The organism is Acidobacteriota bacterium, assembly GCA_016712445.1.
GTDB lineage: Bacteria > Pseudomonadota > Alphaproteobacteria > Caulobacterales > Hyphomonadaceae > Hyphomonas.
The window spans coordinates 2,093,052-2,105,093 of record JADJRB010000001.1 but is presented as its reverse complement, the minus strand read 5'-3'; the positions used below and the strand labels follow the sequence as shown (position 1 = coordinate 2,105,093).

The following is a 12,042-nucleotide window of genomic DNA, read 5'->3' as shown; positions in this document are numbered from 1 at the left end:
GAGACCCGAATGACCGACGCCGCCACCCCTAGCCAGACAACCGCCGAAGCCGAACCCGGTTACAAGACCGGATTCGGCACACCGCTTTACCGCGGCTATGTGCTCTCTTCGCTGCTCGTTGTTTACATCTTCAACTTCATCGACCGCTCGATCTTCGCGATCCTGACGGAGCCGATGAAATTGTCCCTCAAGCTCGAAGACTGGCACATGGGTGTGCTGGGCGGGCTCGCCTTCGCGATCTTCTATACGACGCTCGGCATTCCGATTGCCCGCGTCGCCGAACGGCGCAGCCGGATGCTGATCATCGTCGTCTCGCTCACGCTGTGGAGCCTGATGACGGTGCTCTGCGGTTTCGCGACGAGCTTCATCACCCTCTTCATCTTCCGCCTGATGGTGGGCGTCGGCGAAGCCGGCTGCACGCCGCCGGCGCAGTCCGTGATCGCCGATTATTTCAAGCCGACCAGCCGCGCCACGGCCGCCTCGATCTACGCGCTGGGCGTGCCGCTCGGCGGCATGCTGGCGGGCCTCTCCGCCGGGCCTATCAACGACTACATCACCGGCCACAACGTCCACGCCGTGCTGGGCTCGTGGGGCTGGACCTGGGCGCAGAACCTGATCGCCTGGGAGAATGTCGAAGGCTGGCGCATCGCGTTCGTCGCCGTCGGCCTGCCCGGCGTGATCTTTGCGATCATCATTGGACTGACGGTCAAGGAGCCGCCGCGCGGCTATTCCGATCCGCCGGACGCCGCCCGCAAGGCAACGCCTGACGGCTTCCTGACCGCGCTTCAGGGCTTGATGAAAAAACCGACCTATGTGCACGTGGTTGCAGGCGCCGCGATTGCCTCATTCGCGGGGTATGGCATCGCGGCCTTCTCGACCTCGTTCCTGCTGCGCACCCACAACCTGACGCTGACCGAAGCGGCGCTCATCTTCTCGCTGGTGCTCGGCCTGATGGCGGCGCTAGGCGTCTTCCTGTCCGGCTTCCTCGCCGACAAGATGTCGAAGCGCTACCCGACGGCCCTCTCCTGGATGCCGGCCCTCGGCATGGGCGTTTCCGTCCCGCTCTACTGGATGGGATATCTCAGCCCGACGGTCGCCGGGATGATCCCGCCGCTGATGCTGGCGGCGACGCTGCACTATTTCTACCTCGGCCCGATGTATGCCGTCTCCGCCGGCGTGGTCGACAGCCGGACACGGGCGACAGCCGTCGCGATCACGCTGTTCGCGGTCAACCTGATCGGCATCGGCCTTGGCCCGACGCTGGCCGGAATCCTTTCCTCGGTCATCAAGGCGAACATGCTGAGCGGCGCGGATCTCGGCCTCTCGATCGAAGCCTGCAAGGCGGTCGCCGACCTGACCGCCGAACAGGTAGCAGCCTGCACCACGGCCAATGCCAAAGCCTTGCAGTGGACCATCGTGACCTTCTGCACGCTGTATGGCTGGGCAGCGATCCACTACCTGCTGGCCGGCAAGACGCTGCAGCGTGACATGCTGTCAAAAACTGCGTAAGTCCGCCGCCGATGGCGGTTTACACGCAAGTTTCCGATGAGGCGCTGACGGAGTTCCTCTCCGCCTACGACCTTGGCGCGGCCCTTTCCTTCAAGGGCATCGCCGAGGGCGTGGAGAACTCGAACTACTATCTCGAGACGGAGAAAGGCCGCTTCATCCTCACCCTGTTCGAGAAGCGGGTGAACGCGGCCGAGCTGCCCTACTTCATCGGCCTGAAGCAGCATCTCGCGGCGAAGGGTTATCCCTGCCCCGAGCCGGTGATGGGCCGCGACGGCGAGGCCCTGCGCACGCTGGAAGGCCGGCCGGCGGTGATCATCACTTTCCTTGAAGGCCTGTCGCCGCGCCGTCCGAACGTGCGCCAATGCCGGGCGCTGGGCGAAGGACTGGCGCAGATGCACCTGGCGCTCGCCGACTTCGCGATGGTGCGGGAAAACTCGCTCGGCCCGAAAGCCTGGAGCCGCCTGTGGGAGGGGCGCAGCGAAGACGCCGAGGCGTTGCAGGCAGGGCTGGCCGCAACGGTGGACGACGCCTTCGCGGTGATCCGCAAGGCGCGGGCCTTCTCGAGCACGCTGCCGCGCGGCACCATCCATGCGGACCTGTTTCCCGACAATGCCTTCTTCCTCGGCGACAGCTTTTCAGGGGCGATCGACTTCTATTTCGCCTGCACCGATGCGCTCGCCTATGATCTCGCGGTCTGCCTCAACGCCTGGGCTTTCGACGAAGGCAATGCGAGCGATGCCTCGCGGCTGGAATACAATTTCTCCAAAGGCGCGGCGCTGATCGCCGGTTACCAGTCGGTGCGCCCGCTGGGCGACGACGAGCGATCAGCCCTGCCCGCGCTGTGCCTTGGGGCGGCGATGCGGTTTTTCCTGACCCGGCTGGTCGACTGGACCTCAACCCCGGCGGGTGCCTTGGTGAGGCCCAAGAACCCCCTTGAATATGCCGCGCGGCTGGCTTTCCATCTGCGCATGGACCGCGCAGAGGGATACGGGGCATGACGACCGGGGCGGAAAGCAGCACAGCGCTTCCCGCCTATGCGACCTCGCCCCGTCCGAAGCGCGTGAAGCGGATCCGGCTGGCCCTGCTGGTGGCGTCCTTCGCGGCCTGCCTGAGCGTGACCTTGCTGGGCTACATACTCCTTGGACTGATGAGCCTTGCTTTCGGCATCCTCGGCTTCGGCGGCCTCGCGGTCGGCCAGAGCGGGGTGCTGGGCGGTATGCAGATGGCGTTGCAGCTGGCGGCGCTGAACTTCTTCCTGTTCTTCATCACGGTGCCGGCCGCCGCGCTGGCGCTCGGCCTGTCAATCGGGCGGTTTCCGCACCGGGGCATCACGGCGCGGCTCCCCTACCTGCGCTGGGGGGCGATCTGGGGCGCCATCCTCGTCGGCGGCACGACGTTCGTGTTCGGCTGGTTCGGCGGCTGGGCGTCGGCCACCGGTGCGCTAGTCGCTGGAGGCAGCGTAGGCGCCGCCGCCGGCACGCTGTGCGGCTATCTCGTTCACCTGATCGTCGCGCCGGCGCGGCAGCTGCAGGACGTCGACCTCAGCGTGTTCTGAACTTGACGCTCCGGGCGAAGCGGGCCACCTCGCGGGCATGACCGACACGATCGAGATGTGGACAGACGGCGCGTGCAGCGGCAACCCGGGCCCCGGCGGCTGGGGCGCGCTGATCCGCTGGAACGGCCACGAGAAGGAACTGTTCGGCGGCGATCCGGCGACCACCAACAACCGCATGGAAATGATGGCGGTGATCGAAGCGCTGAACGCGCTGAAGCGGCCTTCGAAGGTCACGCTGCATGTCGATTCCACCTATGTGAAGGACGGCCTGACCAAATGGATCAAGGGCTGGAAGCGCAATGGCTGGAAGACCGCCGACAAGAAGCCCGTGAAAAACCAGGATCTGTGGATGGCGATGGAAGAGGCCTGCGCGCGCCATGAGATCACCTGGAAATGGGTCCGCGGTCATGACGGCGACGAAGGCAACGAGCGGGCCGACGAGCTGGCCCGGCGAGGCACGGCGGAAGCGCGCGCGAAGAAGTAGCGCGTGCGGCCGGACGCGGGGATGAGCCGGCCGGTTTCTGGTTCTTGATGTGAGCTCTCCGCAGACCCCTGCGCAGGCAGGGGTCCAGTTCTTGCGGCGGAGGCGAAGTCTGGATGCCTGCCTTCGCAGGCATCTGCGGAGAGGGTGCAGATTGATGCACTGGGTCCCGGCTTTCGTCGGGATGAGCGGCGTCTAGGAGGTGTCGAGGAGGGTGAGGGCTCCGGCTCCCTCCGTCACCCGCGGTGACAACTTACCCGCTATGTATGGGAGGATGACGTCGGGCGTTGCCTCGGTTTGCAGACAGGCTGGAACGGCAGACTCCCAGGAGGGGTCCGTCAGGGGACGGAAGGTTCGCTGGGCGGGTTTGTAGGCGTTCGGGTCTGGCTTGGCGACGACACAGTGGATGTCGACGAAGCCCCATTCGTTGACCGAATAGAGCGCGTTGCCAATTCCGTGTGCGTTGAACCATCGGAGCAGACGATTGAGCTCCCACCAGAGGATCAGCCAGCACAGCGGGTGCACATGCGCGAAGAAGGGCGCGAAGTGCGGGTGCTGGCGGAGGCGGGTGATGGCGTACATTCATGCAGTTTACCCCCGGCGCAGGCGGAGGCGGACAAGTTCGGGGCAACTATTTTGCAACGCGCTGACGCAGCAGGATTTTCAGGGTGCGTTTGGCCTGAAATGCGTTGCATAGAGGCCTGAAATGCAAACACCCCGGCGCAGGGCCGGGGTGTTTTTACTTCCGGGCACAAAGCGCCTCAGGCGGCTTCGTCGATTTCGGCAGACTTCGAGCCCGGACGCGGGTCGCGAAGGACGTATCCCCGGCCCCAGACGGTCTCGATATAGTGGTTGCCGCCGGTCGCCTGCTGCAGCTTCTTGCGGAGTTTACAGATGAACACGTCGATGATCTTGAGTTCCGGTTCGTCCATGCCGCCATAGAGGTGGTTGAGGAACATTTCCTTGGTGAGCGTGGTGCCCTTGCGCAGCGAGAGCAGCTCGAACATCGCGTATTCCTTGCCGGTCAGGTGCACGCGGTCGCCTTCGACTTCGACCGTCTTGGCATCCAGGTTGACCAGGATTTCGCCGGTGCGGATGACGCTCTCGGCATGGCCTTTCGAGCGGCGCACGATGGCGGTGATGCGGGCGATCAGCTCGTCCTTGTTGAACGGCTTGGTGAGGTAATCGTCGGCGCCGTAGCCGAGGGTTTTCACCTTCGCTTCGATGTCCGGGTTGCCCGAGAGGATCATGACCGGCGTGTTGACGCGGCTCATGCGCAGCTGTTTCAGGACTTCAAAGCCCGAGATGTCCGGCAGCGACAGATCGAGGAGGATCATGTCGTACTCGTAGACCTTGCCGAGGTCGACGCCGTCTTCGCCGAGGTCCGTCATATAGACGTTGAAGCCCGCGGCTTTCAGCATCAGCTCGATGGAGCGCGCAAGGGCCCGGTCATCTTCAATCAATAGGACGCGCATCGCTCGTCTCCCGAATCACTTGAGGCTGGTTTAGCCCGATTGTTAACCTTTGTGAATCTTAACGCCGCATTCTTTTCAACAAGTTAATGAGGCCTCAGTCCACAGACGAAATCTTCATATTTCCCAGTACGGATCAATTTCCCAACGAGGGCTGCTGCCCCTCGCCGATGAGCATTTGGGCGATTGCCATCACATCCTGGACAGGTTGGGCCTGGGGATCTGTGGAAATCAATGTCTTCTGACAACGGATGGCATCGCGCACCTTCGGATCCCGCATTACGGTGCCGGCATGGCGCGGGCGGAAGCCGAGGAAGGTGGTGCAGGCGCGGGCGATGGCTTCGTAGGTGCGTTGACCTGCGGCGCGCGTGTCGGCCTGGTTGATGGCGATGATGGGTTCGACGTTCGGGGCGTAACCGCGCAGCACCTTGATGAAGGCATAGGCGTCGGTCATCGAGGCAGGGTCGTCGGTGATCACGACGAGGGATTTGTCGGCGGCGCGGGCGAGGCGCATGCAGTTGGCCTCGATGCCGGCGCCGAGGTCGAGCACGAGGTGGTCGTACTGGAGGGCGAGCGCGGAGAGGCCTGCAGCGAGACGCGCGACTTCCTCGGTGGGCAGTTCGGCGAGCGCGCCGGAGCCCGAGCGGCCCGGCAGCACATCAAAGCCGCCGCCACCTGCCCCGCCATCGACGGGGGTGACAGCGTCGTCGAGTTCGACCCAGCCGGCGACGACGGCTGCGAGGTCAGTTTCCGGCGCGATGCCGAGCTGGACATCGACGTTGGCGAGGCCGAGGTCGCCATCAACCAGCAGCACGCGGCGGCCGGCTTTCGCCAGCGCGGAGGCGAGCGTGATGGACATGAAGGTCTTGCCGACGCCGCCCTTGCCGCTGGCGACGGCAATGATGGAGGCGGGCGTGACCCGCGGCGGCGGGCGGACGGTGGGACGGTCCTGCGATCGGCGCATGGTGAAGCTCATGGGATCAGGCAGCTCCTCTGAGGGCGATGACGTCGCCGCGCGCTTCCTCGATGAGGAGTGCGGACAGCCGCGACGGCGCCGCCGGCACCAGGCCGCCGCCGATGAACGGCGTGATGGCGAGGTGCGAGAAGGCGATGCCCGCTGACGTCAGGGCCGAGATGGCGCCGCCGCGGCGGCGGACCACATCGAGTTTGGTGAGAATGGCGCGGCGAACACCGGCGCGCTGGAAGGCGCGGGCGGCTTCGGCGAGATCGTCCGGATGGCCTTCGGCCGACAGGACGAGGATGGGTTCGGCGCGGATCGCTGCGACGAGATCCGACAGGCTGGCGAGGTCGTCGCCTTCGAACGGGTTGATCGCCGGCAGGTCGATGACGCAGCGGCGGTTCTCGCTGCGCAGGGCGCGCAGGGTGGCGAAGAGGTCGTCCGGCGTTTCGGCGACGCGGATCTGCTCGCGCTCGAGTTCGAGGTAGGCGGCCAGCTGGGCACCGGCGCCGGAGCCGTCGAGGTCGGCGGCGAGCGGCACGATCTCGGCGCGGGCGACCGAGGCGCGGCGCGTCAGCTTGGCGGCAGTAGCAGTGCGGCCGTGGCCGGGCGGGCCGACGAGGAGGATGTCGCGGTCGAGGCGGGCCGGGATCGGATCGCAGGTGATCATCCGGCCGAGGCCTTCGGCCATCGCCTCTTCGGGCGACTGGAACTGGCCGGGATTGCGGCCGGCGCCTTCCTGCGCCACGCGGTCGGCGAAGCGCTGCGGCGCGCCGTGCCAGAGCAGCGCGTCGCGGACCCGGGCGAACATCGGATTGTCGACGCCGCGGCCATGGCCGCCGGCGCGGGCATCGCGCAGGAACACCGGTTCGTTGCCGACGGCGGCGGCGCCCATCCGGTCGATGGCGGCGCGGACTTCGACCCCGCCCTCGACTTCGCGTTCGGAAAGAATCACGGCATCAGAGCCCATCTCCGCGAAGATCATCGCCTTGGCAGCTTCCATCGACTCTGCGGCGAACATCTTCATGCGCATAGGGCGGCTTCCTCGCAACGCTGGGCGGCCGGGACAGTGATTCTCCCAAGGACCGCGGAACTCAGGCTCCAGAGAAGCCGCGAAATAGTTAATTTTTTGCCAAGCGAAGTTAGGGTTTACCGGCTATTCACCTCCCCCGGCGATCAGTGGGCAGACCATCGACACGGGAAGCATGACCGTCCGCACCCTGCCCATTCCGCTGCAAAGTGCGCCCCGGCCGCAGGTTCGGGGGATCGCCCGCCTGTTTGACCAGGCGGTGGTGTTCGCCGGCGTGCTGATGCTGCTGGAAATCATTAAATTTGCGATCACCGGCAACGGCGAGCCGGAAGACCTTGCGGGCGCGGGAAATCCGCTGGCGCGGGCCGCCTGGTATCCGCTCTATCTGGGCATCCTGGTGGTGCTGGCGGCGCGGATCGGCGCGCTGGCCCGCGCGGCGGTGGCGGCCTGGCCGGTGTTTGCGCTGCTGGCGCTGACGGCGGCGAGCGTGGCCTGGTCCGTTGCGCCGGAAGTGACCGCGCGGCGTGCGGTGGCGGTGGGGTTCACCGTGCTGTTCGGCGTGTTCCTCGCGCTGAGGGAAGACCGGCTCGGCACCCTGCGCCTCGTGGGGGCCGCGATCCTGACCGGGGCCGCCTTGAATTTGCTCGTGATTTTTGCCCTGCCGGGGGCCGGCGTCGACCATGACCTGCATCCGGGCGCGTGGAAGGGCGTGACGGTCGAAAAAAACGCGCTGGGCGGCGACATGGCCCGCGCCGCGCTGGTGATGCTGGCGCTGTGCGGCCTCGACCGGGCGCGGCGGGGGATCTGGCTCGCAGGGCTGGCGGTGACGGTCCTGCTGGTACTGGGATCAGCCTCGCGCACGGCGCTGCTGGCGCTGATCGTGCCGGGCGCGCTGTACGGGCTCTACCTGATCGGGCGGCGTTCGGCGGTGACCGCGCTGGGCGTGTTCTACATGGCGACGGTGGGGGCGGTGGCAGCCGGCGCCTTCATCCTGCTGGCGCCGGATACGGCCGCAGGCCTGATCGGCAAGGACCTGACCCTGACAGGGCGGACCGACATCTGGGAACTGGCGCTGGCGCAGATCAAGGCCGCTCCCTGGACGGGGTACGGCTTCGGCGCGTTCTGGGCGGACCCGTACGGACCATCTTATGCGATCACTTCGCGGCTGGAATGGGCCGTGCCGAGCGCCCACAACACCTGGCTGGAAACCGGGCTCGCGCTGGGGATTCCGGGGATGGCGCTGCTGGCGGTCGCGGTGGGCTGGCCGCTCCTGAAAAGCATGCTGGCGGTGCTGGGCGGGGCGGCGCCGTTTGCCGGACTGGGACTGGTGCAGCTGCTGCTGTTTTCCCTCTCCGAGAGCGCGATCTTTTGGCAGCCGAATGCGTTAAGCTGCGCCCTGTTCGGCTTCTATGCGGCCGCCGCCCTGCAGGCGAAGGCGAGCGTGGCCGCGCCGCCTGCCCCTGCGCCGCGGCCGAAACTGGCCCGGGCCCGCACAGCTTAACTGGTCGACAAGACCGCCCGGCCTATCTTTGCGGCCAGTGTCCAGAAAGGCCGGCGCGCATGCATTACGGTGAAATCCTCTCCCTGCTCGGGCTCGGCTTCGGCGCACTGCTGGGGCTCGGCGCGCTGTTCTCGCCCGACTGGGCCGCGCGTTTCGTGCGGCTGAAGGCCGATCCGGAGCGGCCGGGTGGCTATTCCGAGTTCCGGGCGACGTATGGCGGCCTGTTCCTGATGGCGCACCTGATGACCTTCCTGCTGGTGCTTCAGGCGCCGGAAACGGTCGCCGTGTTTGCTGTCCTGCCGCTGGCGGCGGGCTGGCTGGGCGCGGCGATGGGGCGGGCCTTTTCACTGGTGCTGGACCGCGACAAGGGCAGCGGCGCGCGGATCGTGCTGATCTGGATGGGCAGCGAAATCCTGCTGGCGCTTGCCATTGCGGCGCCAATCCTCCAGTTCACGGGCTGAACACCAACCGAAAGACAAGATCATGACGGAGCGTCGCGAGACGGGCCGCCCAAACCGGAAGCCTTCCGGTGCGCGCCCCACTGCAAACCGGAAACCGGCTGCGCCGCCTGCCCCCAAGACCGATGAAGAATGGAACGAGGGCGGCGAGCGGATTGCCAAGTACCTTGCCCGCGCTGGCATCGCCTCGCGCCGCGAAGTCGAGCGGCTGATCGAGGCCGGCGAAGTGAGCGTGAACGGCAAGACGCTGACCTCGGCAGCGTTCAAGGTGACCGGACGCGAGACCATCAAGGTGGGCCGCCGGACAGTTGAAGCGCCTGATGGCACGAGGCTGTGGCGGTATCACAAGCCGTCTGGCCTGATCACCACGACCGACGACCCGGCTGGGCGGCGCACGATCTTCGACGAGTTGCCCAAGTCCCTGCCCCGCGTCGTGACGGTCGGGCGGCTCGACCTGACGACCGAGGGTCTGCTGCTGCTGACCAATGATGGCGAGCTGGCGCGGTTCCTGGAACTGCCGAAGTCTGGGCTGGAGCGCACCTACCGCGCCCGCGCCAAGGGCACGGTGACCGATCAGAAGATTGCAGAACTGGCGAGCGGCATGACGGTCGACGGCGTGCGCTATGCGCCGATCAAGGCCGTGTTCGACCGCGAGATGGGTGCCAATTCCTGGCTGACGGTGACTTTGTCGGAAGGCAAGAAACGCGAAGTGCGCCGGGCGCTGGAAGCGGTGGGCCTGACCGTCAACCGGCTGATTCGGGTGAGCTATGGCCCGTTCTTGCTCGACGTGTTGAAACCCGGACAGGTGGAGGAGATTCCACCGGCCCTGCTGGCCGAAGCGCTGGCGAGCCTTGGCGCCCCGCGCGATGCGGCGCCGCCCGCCAAGGCGCCTGCCGCTAAGTCACGCCTTGGCAGGGGGCCGCGTCCGGATACATTGAAACCCAGGCGGAAAAATCCGCGACGCACCTGACATTCCGGAGGAAACACAATGGCCGACACTGTCGCCCTCGCTACGCCGCCCGAGACGAAGTTCGATCCGGCGCGCACCATGAGCGAGGCGGCGGCGCAGACGTGCGACCTGATCGTCACGCCGGCCGTGTATGCCGACCAGAAACTGCTGGACACGACCTTTGCGCGGTTGCGCAAGGAAGATCCGCTGGCCTGGTGCGAGCCGGAAGCCTTCCGTCCCTTCTGGGCCGTGACCAAGCATGCTGACATCATGGAAGTGTCGCGCCAGAACGCGTTGTTCACCAACGGCGAACGCGAGATGCTGTCCTATCACGAGGCGGAAAAGGGCGTGTACGCCAAGTTCGGCCAACCTCACCTGTTGAAGACGCTCGTGCAGCTGGACGACCCGCTGCACTACAAGCTGCGCCACCTGACCCAGGAATGGTTCATGCCGCAGAACGTGAAGAAGCGCGAAGACGCGATCAAGACGATTGCCAAGCAGTATGTCGACCGGATGGAAGACCTTGGCGGCGAGTGTGATTTCCAGCGCGATGTGGCGCTCTACTATCCGCTGCGCGTGATCATGCAAATCCTCGGTGTTCCGGAGTCGGACGAACCGATGATGCTGAAACTGACGCAGGAGATTTTCGGCGCGCAGGACGAAGACCTGATGCGCGACAAGTCGCTGGCCGAAGAGCGCGATGTCGAGAAAGGCCTCGCCTCGATCCAGGCAACGCTGGCCGAGTTCTTCATGTATTTCACGGCGATCACCGCCGACCGGCGCGCCAATCCGAAGGACGATGTCTCGACCGTGATCGCCAATGGCATGGTCGACGGCGAGCCGATCGGCCAGCTGGAAGCGATGAGCTACTACATCATTACGGCAGCGGCCGGCCATGACACGACGAGCGCCTCGACCGGCGGCGGCGTGCTGGCGATGCTGCAGGACCCTGCCCAGCTGAAGAAGATGATGGCGGACCCCAAGGGAATGTCGCGCACGGCGGTGGACGAGGCGATCCGCTGGACGACGCCGGTGAAGCATTTCATGCGCACGGCGCAGGACGACTACACGCTGCGCGGCAAGAAGGTGCTGAAGGGCGAGAGCCTGCTGCTGTGCTATCCCTCCGGCAACCGCGACGAGGAAGTGTTCGACGAACCGTTCCGGTTCAAGGTGGACCGCAGCCCCAACAAGCTGATCTCGTTCGGGCATGGCGGGCATATGTGCCTCGGCATGCACCTGGCGCGCCTCGAAATGCAGGCGATCTACGAAGAATTGTTCAGCCGCGTGAAGTCGATCGAGCTTGCGGGCGAGCCGAGTTTCATCAAGGCCAACTTTGTCGGCGGTCCGAAATCCATCCCGGTACGGTATAAATTCTAATCTCAGGAGATCGTCATGACCGCTGCAGGCAAGTCTGTCATCGTAACAGGGGCCTCAAGCGGCATCGGCGCCGCGACGGCCAAGGCGCTCGCGGGCGCCGGCGCGCAGGTGATGCTCGCCGCCCGCCGCGAGGACCGGCTGAAGGAGCTCGCAAAGGAAATTGGCGGCGATGTCAAATGGCGCGTCACCGACGTGACCAACCATGCCGACACGCTGAAGCTGGGCGAGGAGGCGATCAAGGCCTTCGGCAAGGTGGATGTCATCGTCAACAATGCGGGCATCATGCCGCTCTCCCCGCTCGCCAACCGGCGCGTGGCGGAATGGGACCAGATGATCGACGTGAACATCAAGGGCGTGCTCTACGGTATCGACGCGGTGCTGACGCACATGCTGGAGCGCGGCGACGGGCATGTGATCAACGTATCGTCCGTAGCCGGACTGATGACCAATCCGACCTCCGCCGTCTATAGCGGCACCAAGCATGCGGTGAAGGCGATCTCCGAAGGGCTGCGTAAGGAGACTGCGGGCAAGATCCGGGTCACCTGCGTCTATCCGGGCAAGGTGAACACGGAACTTGGCCTGTCGATCAAGGATCCGGCCGTGATTGCCGGCATCGGCGCCCGCTTCAACTACAAGGGCCTTGAAGGCGAGGACATCGCAAACGCGATCCTCTTCGCCGTCGCGAGCCCTCGCAACATGGGCATCAACGACATCGTGATCCGCCCGATCGAACAGGAAATGTGAGACCCGCG

Annotated in this window: 13 protein-coding genes; 9 read left to right on the top strand and 4 right to left on the bottom strand. The window is 65.7% G+C overall.

What is annotated here, in order from left to right:
• Nucleotides 1-9 precede the first annotated feature (9 nt).
• Genes IPK75_10715 through rnhA form a run of 4 tightly spaced genes read left to right on the top strand, consistent with a single transcriptional unit; the run spans nucleotide 10 to nucleotide 3,548 of the window.
• Entirely contained in the window at nucleotides 10-1,509 is a 1,500-nt protein-coding gene (locus IPK75_10715) for an MFS transporter (protein ID MBK8198835.1), read from the top strand.
• Nucleotides 1,510-1,520: 11 nt separating this feature from the next.
• On the top strand, nucleotides 1,521-2,507 hold the full coding sequence (thrB, locus tag IPK75_10710) for a homoserine kinase (GenBank protein ID MBK8198834.1): 987 nt from the start codon (nucleotides 1,521-1,523) through the stop codon (nucleotides 2,505-2,507).
• Nucleotides 2,504-3,064, top strand: coding sequence for a hypothetical protein (locus tag IPK75_10705; GenBank protein MBK8198833.1), 561 nt, complete (start codon nucleotides 2,504-2,506; stop codon nucleotides 3,062-3,064). Before thrB ends, IPK75_10705 begins: the two co-directional genes overlap by 4 nt.
• A 37-nt stretch (nucleotides 3,065-3,101) precedes the next feature.
• On the top strand, nucleotides 3,102-3,548 hold the full coding sequence (gene rnhA / locus IPK75_10700) for a ribonuclease HI (protein MBK8198832.1): 447 nt from the start codon (nucleotides 3,102-3,104) through the stop codon (nucleotides 3,546-3,548).
• A gap of 192 nt (nucleotides 3,549-3,740) precedes the next feature.
• Here the strand turns inward: rnhA and IPK75_10695 are convergent, their stop codons facing one another.
• The 4 genes from IPK75_10695 to IPK75_10680 all read right to left on the bottom strand — a co-directional run bounded on the left by IPK75_10695 (nucleotide 3,741) and on the right by IPK75_10680 (nucleotide 6,945).
• Entirely contained in the window at nucleotides 3,741-4,127 is a 387-nt protein-coding gene (locus tag IPK75_10695) for a hypothetical protein (protein MBK8198831.1), read from the bottom strand.
• A 179-nt stretch (nucleotides 4,128-4,306) separates the two neighbouring features.
• Complete coding sequence (locus IPK75_10690) at nucleotides 4,307-5,020, bottom strand: response regulator transcription factor (GenBank protein ID MBK8198830.1); 714 nt, start codon at nucleotides 5,018-5,020, stop codon at nucleotides 4,307-4,309.
• A gap of 133 nt (nucleotides 5,021-5,153) precedes the next feature.
• Nucleotides 5,154-5,993 carry an AAA family ATPase gene (locus IPK75_10685; GenBank protein MBK8198829.1) on the bottom strand — a complete coding sequence of 280 codons (840 nt, stop codon included), beginning with the start codon at nucleotides 5,991-5,993 and terminating at the stop codon, nucleotides 5,154-5,156.
• Nucleotides 5,994-5,997: 4 nt separating this feature from the next.
• Nucleotides 5,998-6,945 (bottom strand): flagellar biosynthesis protein FlhF-like protein, encoded by a 948-nt coding sequence (locus IPK75_10680; GenBank protein MBK8198828.1) that lies wholly within the window; start codon nucleotides 6,943-6,945, stop codon nucleotides 5,998-6,000.
• 235 nt (nucleotides 6,946-7,180) lie between these two features.
• Between IPK75_10680 and IPK75_10675 the strand changes: the two genes are divergently transcribed.
• Genes IPK75_10675 through IPK75_10655 form a run of 5 tightly spaced genes read left to right on the top strand, consistent with a single transcriptional unit; the run spans nucleotide 7,181 to nucleotide 12,034 of the window.
• Nucleotides 7,181-8,506, top strand: coding sequence for an O-antigen ligase family protein (locus IPK75_10675; GenBank protein MBK8198827.1), 1,326 nt, complete (start codon nucleotides 7,181-7,183; stop codon nucleotides 8,504-8,506).
• A gap of 59 nt (nucleotides 8,507-8,565) precedes the next feature.
• The gene (locus tag IPK75_10670) at nucleotides 8,566-8,967 is read left to right on the top strand and encodes a hypothetical protein (GenBank protein ID MBK8198826.1); all 402 of its coding nucleotides are present in this window, start codon (nucleotides 8,566-8,568) and stop codon (nucleotides 8,965-8,967) included.
• Between the two features lie 22 nt (nucleotides 8,968-8,989).
• Nucleotides 8,990-9,934 (top strand): rRNA pseudouridine synthase, encoded by a 945-nt coding sequence (locus IPK75_10665; protein ID MBK8198825.1) that lies wholly within the window; start codon nucleotides 8,990-8,992, stop codon nucleotides 9,932-9,934.
• Between the two features lie 18 nt (nucleotides 9,935-9,952).
• Complete coding sequence (locus IPK75_10660; GenBank protein ID MBK8198824.1) at nucleotides 9,953-11,290, top strand: cytochrome P450; 1,338 nt, start codon at nucleotides 9,953-9,955, stop codon at nucleotides 11,288-11,290.
• A gap of 15 nt (nucleotides 11,291-11,305) precedes the next feature.
• Complete coding sequence (locus IPK75_10655) at nucleotides 11,306-12,034, top strand: SDR family oxidoreductase (protein ID MBK8198823.1); 729 nt, start codon at nucleotides 11,306-11,308, stop codon at nucleotides 12,032-12,034.
• Nucleotides 12,035-12,042: the final 8 nt, after the last annotated feature.